The sequence below is a fragment of the Streptomyces altiplanensis genome (genome assembly GCF_053591575.1).
The window spans coordinates 1-16,892 of record NZ_JBSFUB010000057.1 but is presented as its reverse complement, the minus strand read 5'-3'; the positions used below and the strand labels follow the sequence as shown (position 1 = coordinate 16,892).

The 16,892-nt window shown below is 73.3% G+C and carries 16 protein-coding genes; 9 read left to right on the top strand and 7 right to left on the bottom strand.

Features of this window, described 5'->3' with window-relative positions:
- Positions 1 to 1,350: an allantoinase AllB gene (gene allB, locus ACWD0Y_RS23190; protein WP_450262226.1), complete on the bottom strand. Its 1,350-nt coding sequence runs from the start codon at positions 1,348 to 1,350 to the stop codon at positions 1 to 3.
- A 355-nt stretch (positions 1,351 to 1,705) separates the two neighbouring features.
- Here allB and ACWD0Y_RS23185 point away from each other — a divergent pair, with 355 nt between their 5' ends.
- On the top strand, positions 1,706 to 2,506 hold the full coding sequence (locus ACWD0Y_RS23185) for an IclR family transcriptional regulator (protein WP_093798333.1): 801 nt from the start codon (positions 1,706 to 1,708) through the stop codon (positions 2,504 to 2,506).
- Between the two features lie 113 nt (positions 2,507 to 2,619).
- On the opposite strand, the gene ACWD0Y_RS23180 is transcribed toward ACWD0Y_RS23185, so the two are convergent.
- Positions 2,620 to 3,288, bottom strand: coding sequence for an ABC transporter ATP-binding protein (locus ACWD0Y_RS23180; protein WP_450262225.1), 669 nt, complete (start codon positions 3,286 to 3,288; stop codon positions 2,620 to 2,622).
- Positions 3,285 to 4,367, bottom strand: a complete 1,083-nt coding sequence (locus ACWD0Y_RS23175) for an ABC transporter permease (RefSeq protein ID WP_450262224.1) — start codon at positions 4,365 to 4,367, stop codon at positions 3,285 to 3,287. Before ACWD0Y_RS23175 ends, ACWD0Y_RS23180 begins: the two co-directional genes overlap by 4 nt.
- Before the next feature lie 110 nt (positions 4,368 to 4,477).
- Between ACWD0Y_RS23175 and ACWD0Y_RS23170 the strand changes: the two genes are divergently transcribed.
- Both ACWD0Y_RS23170 and ACWD0Y_RS23165 read left to right on the top strand, forming a co-directional pair.
- On the top strand, positions 4,478 to 5,674 hold the full coding sequence (locus tag ACWD0Y_RS23170) for a sensor histidine kinase (RefSeq protein WP_450262223.1): 1,197 nt from the start codon (positions 4,478 to 4,480) through the stop codon (positions 5,672 to 5,674).
- Positions 5,671 to 6,324: a response regulator gene (locus ACWD0Y_RS23165; RefSeq protein WP_450262222.1), complete on the top strand. Its 654-nt coding sequence runs from the start codon at positions 5,671 to 5,673 to the stop codon at positions 6,322 to 6,324. The genes ACWD0Y_RS23170 and ACWD0Y_RS23165 overlap by 4 nt, the downstream gene beginning before the upstream one ends.
- 165 nt (positions 6,325 to 6,489) lie before the next feature.
- Here the strand turns inward: ACWD0Y_RS23165 and ACWD0Y_RS23160 are convergent, their stop codons facing one another.
- Together ACWD0Y_RS23160 and ACWD0Y_RS23155 are read right to left on the bottom strand one after the other, a co-directional pair.
- Positions 6,490 to 6,741, bottom strand: coding sequence for a DUF5955 family protein (locus ACWD0Y_RS23160; RefSeq protein ID WP_450262221.1), 252 nt, complete (start codon positions 6,739 to 6,741; stop codon positions 6,490 to 6,492).
- Positions 6,742 to 6,930: 189 nt separating this feature from the next.
- On the bottom strand, positions 6,931 to 8,757 hold the full coding sequence (locus tag ACWD0Y_RS23155) for a serine/threonine-protein kinase (RefSeq protein ID WP_450262220.1): 1,827 nt from the start codon (positions 8,755 to 8,757) through the stop codon (positions 6,931 to 6,933).
- A gap of 94 nt (positions 8,758 to 8,851) precedes the next feature.
- Here ACWD0Y_RS23155 and ACWD0Y_RS23150 point away from each other — a divergent pair, with 94 nt between their 5' ends.
- Together ACWD0Y_RS23150 and aceB are read left to right on the top strand one after the other, a co-directional pair.
- Positions 8,852 to 9,463 carry a nucleotidyltransferase family protein gene (locus ACWD0Y_RS23150; protein ID WP_450262219.1) on the top strand — a complete coding sequence of 204 codons (612 nt, stop codon included), beginning with the start codon at positions 8,852 to 8,854 and terminating at the stop codon, positions 9,461 to 9,463.
- Between the two features lie 216 nt (positions 9,464 to 9,679).
- Positions 9,680 to 11,299: a malate synthase A gene (aceB, locus tag ACWD0Y_RS23145; protein WP_450262218.1), complete on the top strand. Its 1,620-nt coding sequence runs from the start codon at positions 9,680 to 9,682 to the stop codon at positions 11,297 to 11,299.
- Positions 11,300 to 11,378: 79 nt separating this feature from the next.
- Here aceB and ACWD0Y_RS23140 read toward each other — a convergent pair whose 3' ends face one another.
- Positions 11,379 to 12,359 (bottom strand): fibronectin type III domain-containing protein, encoded by a 981-nt coding sequence (locus tag ACWD0Y_RS23140; protein WP_450262217.1) that lies wholly within the window; start codon positions 12,357 to 12,359, stop codon positions 11,379 to 11,381.
- Positions 12,360 to 12,505: 146 nt separating this feature from the next.
- On the opposite strand from ACWD0Y_RS23140, the gene ACWD0Y_RS23135 reads away from it, so the two are divergent.
- Positions 12,506 to 13,213: a hypothetical protein gene (locus ACWD0Y_RS23135; protein WP_450262216.1), complete on the top strand. Its 708-nt coding sequence runs from the start codon at positions 12,506 to 12,508 to the stop codon at positions 13,211 to 13,213.
- 51 nt (positions 13,214 to 13,264) lie between these two features.
- Here the strand turns inward: ACWD0Y_RS23135 and ACWD0Y_RS23130 are convergent, their stop codons facing one another.
- Positions 13,265 to 13,951: an alpha/beta fold hydrolase gene (locus ACWD0Y_RS23130; RefSeq protein ID WP_450262215.1), complete on the bottom strand. Its 687-nt coding sequence runs from the start codon at positions 13,949 to 13,951 to the stop codon at positions 13,265 to 13,267.
- 488 nt (positions 13,952 to 14,439) lie between these two features.
- Here ACWD0Y_RS23130 and ACWD0Y_RS23125 point away from each other — a divergent pair, with 488 nt between their 5' ends.
- The 3 genes from ACWD0Y_RS23125 to adfB all read left to right on the top strand — a co-directional run bounded on the left by ACWD0Y_RS23125 (position 14,440) and on the right by adfB (position 16,762).
- A complete protein-coding gene (locus tag ACWD0Y_RS23125) occupies positions 14,440 to 14,832 on the top strand; it encodes a lasso peptide biosynthesis protein (RefSeq protein ID WP_450262256.1) in 393 nt (130 codons plus the stop codon).
- Between the two features lie 191 nt (positions 14,833 to 15,023).
- Positions 15,024 to 16,376, top strand: coding sequence for a hypothetical protein (locus tag ACWD0Y_RS23120; protein ID WP_450262214.1), 1,353 nt, complete (start codon positions 15,024 to 15,026; stop codon positions 16,374 to 16,376).
- Positions 16,373 to 16,762 carry an actinodefensin-associated protein B gene (gene adfB, locus ACWD0Y_RS23115; RefSeq protein ID WP_450262213.1) on the top strand — a complete coding sequence of 130 codons (390 nt, stop codon included), beginning with the start codon at positions 16,373 to 16,375 and terminating at the stop codon, positions 16,760 to 16,762. The genes ACWD0Y_RS23120 and adfB overlap by 4 nt, the downstream gene beginning before the upstream one ends.
- Positions 16,763 to 16,892 lie beyond the last annotated feature (130 nt).

Sequence of the window (16,892 nt, the reverse complement as noted above, 5' to 3'; positions counted from 1 at the left end):
TCAGTTGTTCCTTTCGAGCAGCCGGCCGGTCGGCTCGGCGAGGGTGCCGTTGTCGGCGATGCGTACGCCGCGCAGCCACGTCGACCTGACGACGCCGTGCAGGGTCTTGCCCGCGTACGCCGTCACCTGGTTGCGGTGGTGCAGCTCCGCCGGGTCGACGGTGAAGGTCTCGTCGGGGGCGAGGACCGCGAAGTCGGCGTCGCGGCCGGCCTCGATGGCGCCCTTCTGCGACAGCCCCGCCAGCTCGGCCGGCGCGGCGGACATCCAGCGGACGACGTCCTCCAGCGAGCGGCCGCGGCGCCGGGCCTCGGTCCAGATCGCCGGGAGGCCCAGCTGGAGCGAGGAGATGCCGCCCCACGCGGAGGCGAAGTCGGGGGTCTTGAGGTCGGTCGTGCAGGGCGAGTGGTCGGAGACGATGCAGTCGATCGTGCCGTCCGCGAGCCCCTCCCACAGCGCGTCCTGGTTCTCGGCCTCGCGGATCGGCGGGCAGCACTTGAACTCGGTGGCCCCGTCCGGGACTTCCTCGGCGGTGAGGGTGAGGAAGTGCGGGCAGGACTCGACCGTGACGCGTACGCCGTCGCGCTTGGCGGCGGCGATGAGCGGCAGCGCGTCCGAGGACGACAGGTGCAGTACGTGGACGCGGGCGCCGAGGCGCTTGGCGTGCGCGATCAGGCTCTCGATCGCGGTGTTCTCGGCGTCGCGCGGCCGGGAGGCGAGGAAGTCGGCGTACGCCGGACCGCTCTTCTGCGGGGCCGCCTCCAGGTGGTGCGGGTCCTCGGCGTGGACGATCAGCTGACCGCCGAAGCCGGAGATCTCGGCCATCGACCGGGCGAGCTGCTCCTGGTCGAGCTCCGGGAACTCCTCCACGCCCGAGGGCGAGAGGAAGCACTTGAAGCCGAAGACGCCGGCGTCGTACAGCGGTCGCAGGTCCTTCACGTTGGAGGGGATCGCTCCGCCCCAGAAGCCGACGTCGATGTGCGCCTTGCTGCGGGCGACGTCCTGCTTGGTACGCAGGTTCTCGACCGTGGTGGTGGGCGGGAGGGAGTTGAGCGGCATGTCGAGGAGCGTGGTGATGCCGCCGGCCGCCGCCGCGCGGGTGGCGGTCCAGAAGCCTTCCCACGCGGTGCGGCCCGGGTCGTTGACATGGACGTGGGTGTCGACGAGGCCGGGGAGCAGGACGTCGTCCCCGAAGTCCTCCAGCCGGGCCCCGGCCGGCACCTCGGCGTCATGCGGCAGCACAGCCGCGATCTTCCCGCCGGCGACGGCCACCGATGCGGCGCGCGTCCCCTCGGGGGTGATGACGCGCGTCGAGCGCAGTACCAGGTCCACGTCGGACACCCTGCCCCTCACTTCCGTATGGTGAAATCCAGCTCCGAGAAATTCAACGAACTGTTGAAGGAGTCTTCACTTCGGGGTCGGGTCCGTCAAGACCCTCCCCAGCCCCCGAGACCCCCGTGACCTGCACGGAGATCACTCCGCGCACGAGACTCCCCACACTTAGACGTTTCCACAAAGTGGAAGTATAATTTCGCGTGGCAGAACGTGGCTATCTACAGGCAGCGCGTCGAGAGATCCTTCGAAGTGACGGCAGACACAGGGACAAACACCCTCTGACCGGCGAGGACGTCTTGACGAGGACCGTGTGCTCCGAGCAGGCGGCGGGTAGGCTGCTGCCTTGCCCATCCGCCTCGAAAGGACCGTTGACGTGCCGTCGTCCAACGCCACCACCGACGCTTCCAAGCCCGCTGCGCCCACCGGTGGTGTCCAGTCCCTTGAGCGCGCCTTCGACCTGCTGGAGCGGATGGCCGACGCGGGCGGCGAGGTCGGGCTCAGCGAGCTCTCCGCCAGCAGCGGCCTCCCGCTGCCGACCATCCACCGCCTGATGCGCACCCTCGTCGCCTGCGGTTACGTACGCCAGCAGACGAACCGCCGCTACTCGCTGGGCCCGCGCCTGATCCGTCTCGGCGAGAGCGCGTCCCGGCTGCTCGGCACCTGGGCCCGCCCGTACCTCGCGCGTCTGGTCGAGGAGACCGGCGAGACCGCGAACATGGCGCTGCTCGACGGCGACGAGATCGTGTACGTCGCCCAGGTGCCCTCGAAGCACTCGATGCGGATGTTCACCGAGGTCGGCCGCCGGGTCCTCCCGCACTCCACGGGCGTCGGCAAGGCGCTCCTCGCGCACACCCCGCCGGAGGAGGTGCGCGCGCTGCTCGCCCGTACGGGCATGCCGACCGCCACCGAGAAGACGATCACCACCCCGGACGGCTTCCTGGAGGCCCTGGAGCAGGTCCGCAGGGCCGGTTACGCCGTGGACGACGGCGAGCAGGAGATCGGGGTCCGCTGCCTGGCGGTACCGGTCCCCAACTCCCCCACCGCCGCGGCCATCTCCATCTCGGGCCCGGCGGGCCGGGTGACGGAGGCGGCGACCGAGAAGATCGTCCCGGTCCTCCAGGAAGTCGCCGAGGACCTGTCGGCCGCGCTCGCCAGCAACGGCGCCCAGGGCTGACCCCGCACGAGGCCGCAGGCCGGACCGCGCGCCGGACCGCGCGCCGGACCGCGGCCCGGGGCTCCGGCCGGGCCGCGCGCCAGGCCGGAGTGCGGGCCAGGTTGGGATACGGGTCAAACCGAGATGCGCCCGTCCGTCATCGTCACCACGGCGTCCATCCGCTTCAGGTGCGCGCGGTCGTGCGTGACCAGCACCGTCGCCGTACCGCGCTCGCGCGTCAGTGCGGCCAGCAGGTCGAGTACGGCCGCGCCCCGCTCGTGGTCGAGGGCGCTGGTCGGCTCGTCGACCAGGAGGACCGCCGGTTCGTTCATCAGGGCGCGGGCGATGTTCACCCGCTGGCGCTGACCGCCGGAGAGCTGGTGCGGGCGGCGGTCGGCCCGGTCCGTGAGGCCCACCGCGTCCAGCAGCTCCCGGGCCCGGTCACGGGCCCTGCGCGGCGGGCGCCCCGACAGGTGGGCCATCACCTGGAGCTGTTCGGCCGAGGTGAGGGACGGCAGCAGGTTCGGCTGCTGGAAGACGATGCCGATGCGTGTGCGCCGCAGCTCCGCCTTCTCGGCCCGGCTCAGGGAACCCGTGTCCGTACCGTCGACGATCACCCTTCCGCGGTCCGGGGAGACCAGCGTCGCGGCGACCGCCAGCAGACTGGACTTTCCGGAGCCCGACGGGCCGACGACGGCCGTGAGCGAGCCCGCGGCGACGTCGAGGCCGACGTCGTCGAGCGCGGTCAGGCGGGACTCGCCGTCGGGGTAGGTGAGGGTCACTTCCGCGAGGGAGAGGGTCATCGGGTGCTCCCGAGGGCGACGAGGAGATCGACGGCGGTGATGCGCCGGACGGAGAGGGCGGCGCCGACCACACCGAGAGCCGCTGTGACGGCGGCGGGGACGAGCAGCGTCGCCGGTTCGAGTACGAACGGGACCTCGCCGCCGGCGACGGCGCCGCCGACCAGGGTGGCGAGTGCGGTGCCCAGGACCGTACCGGCACAGAGCAGCAGGACGGCCTGGCCGAGCGCGTCGCGCAGCAGGTAGGGCGTGGAGGCGCCGAGCGCCTTGAGGACCGCGATGTCGCCGCTGCGCTGGATCGTCCAGACCGTGAAGAACGCGCCGACGACGAGCGCCGAGATGACGAAGAGGAAGCCGCGCATCAGCTGGAGCGAGCCGTTCTCCGCCCGGTAGGAGGCGAGGGCGTTCAGCGAGCCGTCGAGGGTGCGGGTCTCGGTGCCCGCGGCCCTGTCGCCCGCCGCGAGGTCCGCGCCCTCGCCGGTGGTCAGGGCGACGACCGTGGCCTGCCGCCGGGTGGTGGCGCCGCTGTGGCCGAGCCGCTGCCAGTCGTCGAGCGAGATCCACACCACGGGTGTGTGGCTGTACGAGGCCTCGCCCCCGACCGCGGCGACGGTCACCTCCACGCCGGCGATCCGCACCCTGTCGCCGGGTCCGGCGGCCAGGTCCTCGGCCGCCGGGGCGGACAGCACGGCCCGGCCGGCCCCCGGGCCCCTCACCGGGGCGAGCCCCGAGTCCGGCTCGACGCCGAACGCCGACACGGCGGCCGTCCGGTCGCCCGCGCTCGCGTTGGCCGTACGGATGCCCAGGGGCCGCGCACCGGTGATGCCGGGCCGGCGGGCCCACTCCCGCCAGACCGCCTCCGTCACCGAGGAGTTGGTGAACGACACCTCCTGCCCCTCGGGTGGCCGGCCGAAGGCCAGCCGGTCGGCCGGCAGCGAGGTGACGGCCGAGGTGTTGTCCCTGGCCAGCCCGGCGGTGAGGCCGGACAGCAGCCCCACGAGCAGCGTGATCAGCACCACGACCGTGCCCATGAGCGCGAACCGGCCCCTGGCGAACCGGAGGTCTCTCCATGCGACGAACATGGTTCCAGCCTGGTCGTGGCGGCGGGCGAAAGCATCGCGCCACGGATCGCCACGACATCAATCTTTTGATCGACGAGGCGGTGGCGCCCGAGCCCTACGCTGGAAAAGCCATGGATTCCCGTTCCTCCCCCTCCTCCCCTCCCCCCGCTCCCGTGCTGCGCGCGCTGCGCCTGTGCCTGCACGCGCTGCTCGCGGGGCTCCTCGCGCTCGCCGCCGTGAAGGCCGTCGCCGACGACGCCCCGCACGCGGCCGCGGTGGTCGTCGCGGCCGTCACGACGGCCGTCGTCTACGCCCTCGGGGCCCTGAGCCCCGCCGTCGGCCGCTCGCCCCGGTCCGCCGCCGCATGGCTCGGCGCGCTGGGCGTCGCCTGGCTGATACTGCTGGCCCTGTCCCCCGACGGCCTGTGGACGGCGTTCCCCCTCTACTTCCTCCAGCTGCACCTGCTGCCGACACGCTGGGGCCTGGCGGCCGTCGCCGCGACGGCCGCCGCCGCCATCGCCGGTTTCGTCCTGCACGGACAGGCGGTGACGCCGGGCACCTTCATCGGGCCCCTGCTCGGCGCCGCCGTGGCCGTGGCGACGGTCCTCGGCCACCAGGCGCTGTACCGGGAGAGCGAGCGGCGCCGCGAGCTCATCGAGGAGCTGATAGCGACCCGCGAGGAGCTCGCCGCCGCCGAGCGGACGGCCGGGACACTGGCCGAGCGCGAGCGGCTGGCCCGCGAGATCCACGACACGCTCGCCCAGGGCCTGTCCAGCATCCAGCTGCTGCTGCGCGCCGCCGAGCGCACGCTGCTCGCCGGCGATCCGGCCGCCGTCCATGTCCGGCGGGCGCGGGAGGCGGCGCAGGACAATCTCGCCGAGGCGCGCCGTTTCGTACGGGCACTGGCCCCGCCCGGCCTGGAGCACGGCTCGCTGACCGCAGCCCTGGAGCGGCTGTGCGCGGCGACCGCGGGGCCCGCTGTGCGGTTCGGCGTGAGCGGTACGCCGGTGAAGCTGCCCACCCCGTACGAGGTGGCGCTGCTCCGCGTCGCCCAGTCCGCGCTCGCCAACACGGTCCGGCACGCCGACGCGGCCCGCGCCGGGGTCACGCTCAGCTTCATGGACACCTCGGTGGCGCTGGACATCGTGGACGACGGCTCCGGCTTCGACCCCGTGGCGCCCCGCGCGCAGACGGGCGGCGGTTTCGGCCTGCCCGCGATGCGCTCGCGGGCCCGCTCGCTCGGCGGCACGCTGAGCGTCGAGTCGGCGCCGGGGCAGGGCACGGCCGTCGCGATCACCCTCCCCCTCCCCGCCGGAGACACCGCATGACCGCTTCCGGCGCCCCCGGCGCCCCCGTGCGGCTGCTGCTCGCAGACGACCATCCCGTCGTACGGGCGGGCCTGCGCGCCGTACTCGACACCGAGGAGGACTTCGTGGTCGTCGCGGAAGCGGCGACCGCGGAGCGGGCGGTGGAGCTCGCCGCGGTGGAGGAGACCGACGTCGTACTGATGGACCTCCAGTTCGGGCCGGGCAGGATGCACGGCTGCGAGGCCACCGCCGCGATCACGGCGCGGCCCGGCGCGCCCCGGGTCCTCGTCCTGACGACGTACGACACGGACGCCGACATCCTGGCGGCGGTGGAGGCGGGCGCGAGCGGCTACCTGCTCAAGGACGCCCCGCCCCAGGAGCTGTCGGGCGCGGTCCGTACGGCGGCGGCCGGGCAGTCGGCGCTGGCGCCGGCCGTGGCGCACCGGCTGATGGACCGGATGCGGGCCCCCGCGCAGGCGCTGACGCGGCGCGAACTGGAGGTGCTCCAGCTGGTCGGGGACGGTCTGTCCAACCTGCAGATCAGCAAGGAGCTCTTCCTGAGCCAGGCGACCGTCAAGTCCCATCTGGTGCACGTCTACGCGAAGTTGGGTGTGGACTCGCGGACGTCCGCGGTGGCGGCGGCGACGGCCCGCCGGCTGATCCGGCGGTGACCGCGCTGCGGTCGCCGCACGGCTCTCACTCCGCTCCACGGCTGGTACCCGCCGGGCGGCGCACCGCCGCCCGGGCCGGCGTCGCGGAGAAGGCGCCGGCGTGAAGCGGTGGAGGGGCGGACCGGGAATCCGGTCCGCCCCTCCACCTCCGCGCCTTCGCAGCCGTCAGTCGCGCCCGAAGAGCTCGACCGCGCCGCGCATCTGCGCCATCGCCCCGGCCAGCGCGCCGACCGAGCCGATCGACGCCGCGACCAGCAGCAGCGAACGCCGCAGCCGCATGGCCTCGGGTGCGCCGTCGAGCGCCATGGCGTGCAGCGACGCCAGTTCGTCCTCCGCGACGCCCCGGTCGGGCAGTTCGGCGGGGTGGGCGGCGAGTTCGCGGCGGAGCCGCGAGACGGCGGCACGCAGCTCCGTCACCCGCGGGTCCGTACCGTTGCCGGCCGCACGCCGGTGTTCCACACTTCTCAGCACAGTTCTCCCCCTCGCACAGTGATGTGCAGGTCTTGCCAGTGGTTCAGCCCGTACGCCGCTGGTCGGACGGCGTACACAAGAGCCGGGGGTCAGTTAACGACAATCGGAGGGCTGTCCGCCACTTGGCGGCCGGCCTCAGCTTTCCGGCGAGGAGACGGCGGCGTTGCGCCAGACGGTCAGGTCCAGGCTCATGTAGTCACTGGGCGATTCCTCGGCCGAGAACCCCTGGACCGTGACGAGGCCCATGTGCCCCGTGCCCGTGGTGACACAGACCTGCCGCCCCTTCGAGAGCTTGTCCACGTAGATCGTCTCGGTGTACCGGGTGTCCGCGCGGCAGGCGGCGAGCGATCCCTCCTGCCCGGGATCGAGCAGCACCAGGGTTCCGCCCTCGCTCTCCGCGTCGAGGTACCCGCCCGTGTCGTAGGAGAGTTCGTACGATCCGTCCTCGCCCTTCTGCGGCCGGACGTCTTCCTCCCCGAGCGTCAGGTGGTAGCCGGCGGTGAGGTTGATGCCCTTGTAGTCGGCCGGCTCGGGGTCGGGCTTGGGCTCGGGGTCCGGCTCGGGGTCGGTCTCCTTCGGGCCGGTCTCCTTCTGGCCGGTCTCCTTCTGGCCGGTCTCCTTCGGGTCGGCGTTCTCGTTCCCGTCGCTCGTCTGCCCGCCCTGGGAGGAGCCGTTGCTCTGCACCTGCTTCCCGTCGTCCTTGAGCAGGAGGTACGCCGTGCCGCCGCCCGCGAGCCCGAAGACCAGCGCGGCGGCGAGGGCGAGGAGCGGCCCCCGCCTGGCCGGAGACTTCTGCGACGCGGGGTGGCCGGGGTGACCGGGGTGACCGGGATACGCCGGGGCGGGCGCCGGCATCTGGGTCGGGGCGTAGGCCTGGGCGTGGGACGGAGCCGGCGTGCTGTACCCCGGAGGGGGCGGGGTCCGGTGCGGCGAGGCCGGGCCGAATCCCGGGGGCGGGGTGGCCGGGGCGACGGGCGTGGTGGGCGAGTAGGCCGCGGGCGGGGCGGCGGCCGGGGGCGGCGGGGTCTGGACCGGGGCGGGGGCGGCCGCGCGTACCGTGATGTCGGCGGCGACCGGGCTCGGCAGCCAGTCCTCGGGGCGGCGCAGCACCGTCTCCGCGTTGGCGGACTGGCAGATCCCGATGATCTCGGTGATCGACGGCCTGGCCTCGGGGTCCTTGGCCAGGCAGCGGGTGACCAGTTCCCGCAGCCGTTCCGGGACGCCGGTGAGGTCGGGCTCCTCGTGGACGATCCGGTAGAGCACCCCGTGCGAGGTGCCCTCGCCGAAGGCCGGGGTCCCCGTCGCCGCGTACGCCGCGACCTGGCCGAGCGCGAAGATGTCGGTGGCCGGGGTCACCCGGCGGCCGGCGGCCTGCTCCGGGGCCATGAACGACGGGGTGCCGATGGTGACGCCGGAACCGGTGAGCGAGGTCGCGTCGGCGGCGTACGCGATGCCGAAGTCGATGACGCGGGGGCCGTCGGCGGCGAGCAGCACGTTGGACGGTTTGAGGTCGCGGTGCACGATGCCCGCGCCGTGGATGACGTGCAGGGCCTCCGCCATGCCGGCGATCAGCAGCAGCACCGCCTCGACGGGCAGCGCCCCGTGCGCGACGACGGCGTCGGCGAGCGAGGGGCCCGGCACGTAGGCGGTGGCCAGCCAGGGCTGCGCGCCGTCGGTGTCGGCGTCGATGACGGGCGCGGTGAACAGTCCCTGCACGCGCTGCGCGGACTGCACCTCCTGGGCGAACCGGCGGCGGAACTCGGGGTCCTCGCCGAATTCGGGGCGGATCACCTTGATGGCGACGGGCCGGCCGCCGGGCGTGTACGAGAGGTACACCTTGCCCATGCCGCCCGCGCCGAGCTTGGCGGCCAGCCGGTACCCGGCGATGGTCTTCGGGTCGTCCCCCGCGAGAGGCTGGAACACCTGCGAGGCACTGCCCCGGTCCGGCTGCTGACCACTCATCAACTCATGTCTCCCCCGCTGAACACCGATACGGAACGGCACCCTATCCAAGGAGGGGCCGTCGGTGCCCGTTCCGAGGAGGTATGCAGAACCCATGACACGTACACGAGATGACGGAGTCCCGAAGATCGCGGGGCTGCTGCTGGCGGCGGGTGGCGGACGGCGGCTCGGCGGACGGCCGAAAGCGCTGCTGGAGCACCGGGGGCGGCCGCTGGTCGAGCACGCGGTACAGGTGCTGCGCGAGGGCGGCTGCGGTCCGGTGCACGTGGTGCTGGGCGCGGCGGCCGAGGAGGTGCGGGCCCGCGCCGACCTGAGCGGGTGCGTGCTGGTCGACAACCCCCGGTGGGACGAGGGGATGGGCTCGTCGCTGCGGGCCGGTCTGGCGTCCCTGGCCGGTACGGGGGCTTCAGCCGCGCTCGTCTCGCTGGTCGACCAGCCGGGGATCGGCGCGGCGGCGGTGGGCCGGGTGGTGGCGGCGTACCGCTCCCCTTCGAGTCTCGTGGCGGCGGCGTACGACGGCAGGCGCGGGCATCCGGTGCTCTTCGGCGCCGAGCGGTGGGCGGACATCCGGACGACTGCGGTGGGCGACCGGGGGGCACGCGCCTATCTGAAGCAGCACGAGGACGCGGTCACGCTCGTCGAGTGCGGGGACGTGGCCGCGGCGTACGACATCGACACCGCGGAGGACCTGATCCACTTGGAGTGACCGGTGTGGCACTCAGCGACAGTTTCTGTCGACTCGGAGAATCTCGACGTCAACAGACCGTTGAACTTCCACCATGAGGAAACTACTATCCACACGTCAGAAGCGCCCTGTACCACCGACGGCGCCCGCGACCGTATCTCGGAGCCATGGCACGCTGTGCCGTTCGCAGGCGACCCGGCGGCCGTCAGGCGTCGCCCGCCTAAGGAGTGACAGCTCATGTCCGCACCAGCGCCGTCCCCGCTGGCCATCGTCGATGCCGAGCCCCTGCCCCGGCAGGACGAGGTCCTGACCGACGCGGCCCTCGCCTTCGTGGCCGAGCTGCACCGGCTGTTCACGCCGCGCCGTGACGAGCTCCTCGCCCGCCGCGCCGAGCGCCGTGCCGAGATCGCCCGTACCTCCACGCTGGACTTCCTCCCGGACACCGCACAGGTCCGCGAGGGCGACTGGAAGGTCGCGCCGGCCCCGGCCGCGCTCAACGACCGCCGCGTGGAGATCACCGGTCCGACCGACCGCAAGATGACCATCAACGCCCTGAACTCGGGCGCGAAGGTCTGGCTCGCCGACTTCGAGGACGCGTCCGCCCCCACGTGGGAGAACGTCGTCCTCGGCCAGCGCAACCTGATCGACGCGTACGCGCGCCGGATCGACTTCACCGACCCCAGGTCCGGCAAGTCGTACGCCCTGAAGGCGGACGAGGAGCTGGCGACCGTGGTGATGCGGCCCCGCGGCTGGCACCTCGACGAGCGCCACCTCCGGCTCGACGGCCGTCCGGTGCCGGGCGCCCTCGTCGACTTCGGCCTGTACTTCTTCCACAACGCCAAGAAGCTCATCGAGCTCGGCAAGGGCCCGTACTTCTACCTGCCGAAGACCGAGTCGCACCTCGAGGCGCGCCTGTGGAACGAGATCTTCGTCTTCGCGCAGGACTACGTCGGCATCCCGCAGGGCACCGTCCGCGCGACCGTCCTGATCGAGACGATCACGGCGGCGTACGAGATGGAGGAGATCCTCTACGAGCTGCGCGACCACGCGGCCGGGCTCAACGCGGGCCGCTGGGACTACCTCTTCTCCATCGTCAAGAACTTCCGTGACGGCGGGGCGAAGTTCGTCCTCCCGGACCGCAACGCCGTGACGATGACGGCCCCGTTCATGCGGGCGTACACCGAGCTGCTCGTCCGCACGTGCCACAAGCGCGGCGCGCACGCCATCGGCGGCATGGCGGCCTTCATCCCGTCCCGCAAGGACGCCGAGGTCAACAAGGTCGCCTTCGAGAAGGTCAAGGCCGACAAGGACCGCGAGGCCGCCGACGGTTTCGACGGCTCCTGGGTCGCGCACCCGGACCTGGTGCCGATCGCCATGGCGTCCTTCGACGCGGTCCTGGGCGACAGGCCCAACCAGAAGGAGCGGCTGCGCGAGGACGTGTCGGTGGCCCCCGGCGACCTGATCGCCATCGACTCGCTGGACGCGGTCCCGACGTACGACGGCCTGCGCAACGCCGTCCAGGTCGGCATCCGCTACATCGAGGCGTGGCTGCGCGGTCTGGGCGCCGTCGCCATCTTCAACCTGATGGAGGACGCGGCGACGGCCGAGATCTCCCGCTCGCAGATCTGGCAGTGGATCAACGCGGGTGTCGTCTTCGAGAACGGCCGGAAGGCCACCCCGGAGCTGGCCCGCGAGATCGCCGCCGAGGAGCTCGCCGCGATCCGCGCCGAGCTCGGCGAGGAGGCGTTCGCGGCCGGCAAGTGGCAGCAGGCGCACGACCTGCTGCTGACGGTCTCGCTCGACGAGGACTACGCGGACTTCCTCACGCTGCCCGCGTACGAGCAGCTGCGCGGCTGACCCCCTCCGCACCCTCCGCTCTCCGCCCCCGGTACCGCACAGCACCGGGGGCGGAGCGTGCCGCCCCCGGCGGCGCCGGTCAGCGCGTCACCACCGTCCGCTGCGCCGAGAAGTCACCCCATTTGCCGTCCGGAAGCTTCGCGCGGAGCTTGATGCTGTACCGGGTGCCGGGCGGCTCGCCGACCGTGAAGCGGTACGTCGCCGTGCCCGCCGGCGGGGCCGCGCCCCAGACGATCGTCGTGGCGAGCCTGCCGTTGAGGAACAGCTGGTGCTCGCGCACCTCGCCGCCGCCCGTACGCGGCGGTGTCCAGCTGAGGTCGATGCCGCGTACGCCCGCCTTCGTACGGGTGGCCGTCGCCTTCAGGGCGGTGGGCGCGGTGGACGGGCCGTCCCCGCGTCCCGAAGCGGTCGTCAGGTCAAGGGCGTTGCTGTCCCCGGAGGAGTTCTCGGCGGCGTCCCGCGCCCGGACGGTGAAGGTGTAGACGGTTCCGGGCCGCAGGCCGGTGACCCGGGCCGTGGTGGCGCTCCCCCGCACGCTGTGGATGCGGGAGTCCTCCTGGTAGACGTCGTACGACGTGACGGCCGTGTCGTCGGCGGCCCGCTCCCAGGACAGGCGCACCGCGCCGGTCCCCTCGGCCCGGCCGCGCAGCTTCGCGGGCGCGGACGGCGCTTTCCGGTCGTCCGGCGTGGAGGCCGGGGTCGTGACGGGGACGGCCCCGCTGGGGGCGGACAGGTTGCCTGCGGCGTCGCGGGCGCGGACGGTGAAGGTGTAGGCGGTCGAGGGGGTCAGGCGGTCGATGTCGGTCATGTGGCGCGCCCCCGGCACGGTCTTGACCCTGGCGCCCTTCTCGTAGACCTCGTAACCGGTGACGGCCTCGTCGTCCGTCGACCGCTCCCACATCACGTGGACCGATGTCGCGCTGCCCGCGCGGGCAGTCACGCCGTCCGGTCTGGAGGGACTCTCGGTGTCCCGGTCCGGTTCGGTCGCGGTACAGGCGGTCGCCGACAGCAGGAGCAGGGCAGAACAGGCCAACACGGCGCATACGGTGGGGCGTTGCACGGTCGGACCCTTCGTTCGAGAGCAATGGTCCAGACCTGTATGCCATGGAGGGCGCCGCCCGGCAAGAGTGCGCGCGCGGTCCGCCATTAGGCTGACGCCCCGGAACGGACCAGAACGGACCGGATCACGGAACAGGGGGCCGCCGCATGGCGATCACGTACAGAATGTCCGACCCCCGCAGCCAGACTGCGCGCGGCCGCGACACCTCGCCCGGCGTCAAGCCCGGCACCCCGGTCATGGTCGTCGCCGAGGACGGTACGCCGCAGGGGCCGCGCCCCGTGGCGTACTTGCTGCGCAACACCTCCGGCGGACCGAACGCGTACCTCCCCGGCGCCCGGGAGATCCTCCTGTTCGGCGACGACCGGGGCAGCGAGGCCCTCGCCTCGGTGACGACGGAACGCGGCACGGGCTTCGGGTTCGGCGGACCGCGCTTCGCCTACCGGGTGCTGGACCCGGACGGCGCGCCGATCGGCCGCATCTGCCTGCGGCGCGGACGGATCTTCCGGATCGGGCGGTCGCACTGGACCGTGGAGCAGGAGGGCGCGCCCCCGGTGCGCGGCTCGGCCGGCCGCCTGATGTGGTGGGCGCTGTGGTGGACGGTGCTCCTGCCCCTCAACCTCGTGCTGGTCGTCGCCGCCTTCACCGGCATGGCGCAGGACCCGGTCGCGACCCCGCGCCGCATCGTCTGGCGTGACGGCGCGGGCCGGGCGGTGATGTCCTACCGCGGCCTGGCGGGCGACTACCGCGTCCTGCAGGACCACTGGGACCCCAGGCTCGTGGCCTCCCTGGTGGCGATCCATCAGACGTACGTCTCGATCGCCATCAGCGACAGCACGGACTGGTACCACCGGTAGGAAGAACCGAAGAATCGTTTCTCCCGGCGGCCGGCGAAGACGCCCGGGGGGTCAGCTGGTCAGGAACTCGGTGACCTCCTGGGCGAACGGGCGGGGCTGCTCCTCGTGGACGCTGCGACCGGCCGGGATCGCGATCGTCCGGCAGTCGGGGATGAGCGCGGCCATGTCCGGCATCCGGTCCCGGGACACGGGACTGTCGGGACCGCCCGTGATGATCAGGGTGGGCGCGACGATCTCGCCGAGGCCGTCGAGCCAGTCCGGGTCGGGGTCGGCGAGCTGGCGCGTGATGGCCGGCACGACGGGCCAGTCGTAGTCCAGGGGCTCGTCGGGGCGCACGTCCCGCACCGCCGCACCGCCGGGGAACGGCGGCGGAGCGTCCTCCAGGACGAGCCGCTCCACGCGGTCCGCGTGCTCCTGGGCCAGCAGGCGGGCGACGACACCGCCCATGCCGTGGCCGACCAGACCGACCCGGTCCAGCTCCAGCTCGTCGAGAAAACCCAGTACGTCGTCCCGCATCAGCTCGACCGCGTACTCGTCGGGCCAGTCGCTCTCGCCGTGCCCGCGCAGGTCGATCGCGTAGACCCGCCATTCCTCGCCGAGCACCTGCCCGGCCTCTTCCCAGCTCGCCGCCGAAGCGCCCAGCCCGTGCAGCAGCACGACCGGCGCTCCGTACGAATCGCCCCAGGTCCGATAGGCCAGGCGTACGTCGCCGACATCCACTACAGAGTGCTCACCCATGCCCCCGACGCTACAGGCCGGGACGGGGCGCGCCGACCACGGCCGCCCCCTACAGGCGGGCAGGCCCGCCCACAAGAGCGTGAGCGGCGCACTGGTCACCGGAGGCAGAGCTTCCGCACGCCCGATGACGGTGTGTGCGGACGAAGATACTTTTAGTGACGAGCGGACAACGTGCGCGGCCCCGGCCGCGTACGGAGAAAGGGGGAACCGTGACCACGGCGTCACTTGCCGCACGCCTCGCCGGCGACGGCCTGCGGCAGTACGTGTCCGCCACCCCCGCCACGGTCGCCGGGGCCCGCACGGGGGCCGGCGGCGGCCGGTGCGGCTGGAGGTTCGTCCGCGAGCGGGCGAGCAGGGCCGGGTCCGCCACCCGCCCCTCCGCCCGCCCGGCCCTCGTTCGTCCCCTTGCTTGTCCCCTCACTCGTCCCTTGCTCCACCACTTGTCCCACCACTCGTCACTGTGCTCGGGGAGGGCCTTCTTGTTGCTGGTGAAAGCGGCGCGCGGCGCGCGCCGGTTCGTGGAATCCGTCAAGGGCGAGGACGGTTCGTACCGCCTCGACCACTGGCCGCGCGTGCACAGGACCCACCGTCCGGGCCGCGGCCCCGGGCACCGGGACGCCTGTGCCGCCGTGACGCGGCTGCGGTTCGCACAGCGTCTGACGATGGGGTTCCTGGGCCCGGTGGACGACGCGCTCTACCTGGTGGCGGGGTTGCGGCGGATGGGCATTCCCGCCTCCTTCCACCTGGGTCGCGAGATGGTGCCGGTCACGCCGCCCGCGGGTTTCCACGCGTGGGTGCAGTGCGGGGAAGCGGTGGTGAGCACCTCGCTGCCGGTACGGGAGACCTGTGTCGAGCTCCACCGGTCGGGGCGGGACTGGTGACGGGGCCGAAGCCCGGAGCGACGACGGAAACGGAGCCGGGTCCGGCCGGCGTGCCGGGGTGCGCGGAGGCGACCCGCGACGGGGTCCGCTGCACCGAGCCGAGTTCCTGGACGGAGCCCGGCGGCGTACGGGTCGAACGGCCGGCACCGGACGTCTTCCGGCTGAGCCGGAGCAGTCCCGGAAGCCGGTCCGTGTACTACAGAATCGGTTACGGACGCGTCGAGTGGGGCGACGACCTGAGCGCGTTCCTCGCGGGCGGACCCCGCCGGCTGCCCGATCCGGGGCAGTTGCTCGCACTGGTCCACGGCACGGTGCCCTCCCCCGACGCCACTCTGCTGCCGGGTGTGCGGCGCCTGGCCGTGGGGACCGCCGTCCGGGTGAACGCGGCCGGGGTCACCGTCACGCGGCACCGGCCGGAGCTGCCCGAGCCGCGCACGGGGCTGGCCGAGGCGGTGGGCCACGCCCTGGACGGCCTGAAGGGTGACTACGCCATCGCGTACAGCGGAGGGCTCGCCTCGGCGTTCATCGCCGTCAGCGCGCTGGCGGCGGGACACCGGCCCGTACTGCTGCACGCGGACTTCGGGGGCGCCTGGGGAGAGAGGTCCCCGGTCGTGCCGCCGCCGATTCCCGGCCTGGAGATCAGGTACGTCCGGGTCGATCCCGCCAAGTTGTTCACCCATGAACCGGTCAGCGGACGCGAGCCCGTTCCCCCGCTGCCCGACAGGGAGGTGCCGCTGCGGCTGACGGCCCGGCTGAGCGACAGCTGCGGACTGCCGGTGGTGAGCGGCGGGCTGCTGAAGGACCTGGTGTCGGCCCGGCCGCCCGAGGCCGGCGCGGGGTACCGCGGGTGGCGGCTGCTGGGCTGCGAACCCTTCCACACCACCGGCACCCTGAGCGGTCTTGCCGAGGCCCGCGAACTCCTCGGCCGCAACGTGGCGTTCTCGCCTGGGCCGGGCGGCCGGGAGGCCCCGGACGGACAGCCGGCGGGGAAGCCGGCGCCGCCCGGGCCGGCCGGTGCGGCGCCGCTGCCCGGACTCACCCGGGCGGGAGAGGAGGCGCTCTCCTCCTCCCGGCACGGAATGCTGGCGCTGTGGAAGGACCACCTCGACTTCCTCGACCCGGTCTCGGGCCGGGTGGTCGCGGGTCTTGAGGAACGCGGTACGGGCGGGGCCCTGCTGCCCGCCCTGGACCCGCGGGTGATCGCGGCGGTGGCCTCGCTGCCCCCCGCGAAGCTCGGACGGATCCACCGCGGGGCGTTCCGCAACCACCTGCCGCTCGAACGCGCCGTCGACGGCCGGCGGGTGTACGGCGCCTGCCGCGCGCCGTCCGGCCACTGGCTGCGGCTGGCCGCGGCCGGCCACCTGTACCGGGAGCGCAGGCGTATCCACGGCTGGCTGGAGCAGGAGAGCGTACTGGCCGGTCTGGGCGTGCTGGACGTGGACCGGGTCCTGGCTGTCCTGCGCGACGGGCGCGAACTGGCGGAGCACGCCCTTCCGTTGCTGCGCCTGGTGTGGGTGTGCAAGTGGCTGAGGGAGAACCGGTGAGCGCTCCCGACGCCGTACCGGGTCCCGCGCCCGCGCCTGCGCCCGTACCGGTACCGGTCGTGCTGCGGCTGGCGCCGGACGTGACCCTCACCCGGCTGCCGTACGGCGGGTCCGTGCTGCTCAATGTGGTGACGCTGGCACTGGCCGAGTGCGGGGAACCGCAGGCCTTCGCCGTCGACCGGCTGCTGGCCACCGGTCTTTCCGCGGCGGACCACGGATCGCCGCCCGCGTACCTGGCCGCCGAGCTGGTCGGCAGCGGGTGGCTGACCGTGTCCCCGGCGGCTCCGGGGTCCCCGCAGCAGAGCAAGAAGGAGGAACCGTGTTCCGTGCATGACCTGGCGCCGTCCCGGCCGCTCCGGCCGGCCCGACGCTGGTGGCGGGCGTGACCAAGACACCCGCCCCTGCGGAGAGTACGAACTGACCGCCCGGGCCGGGGCCGGCCGGCGGAGCCGAACCGGCCCCGGCGCTCACCGGTCAGGGCGACGGCGTGCGGCGCGTACGGCACCGGGAAGTGCC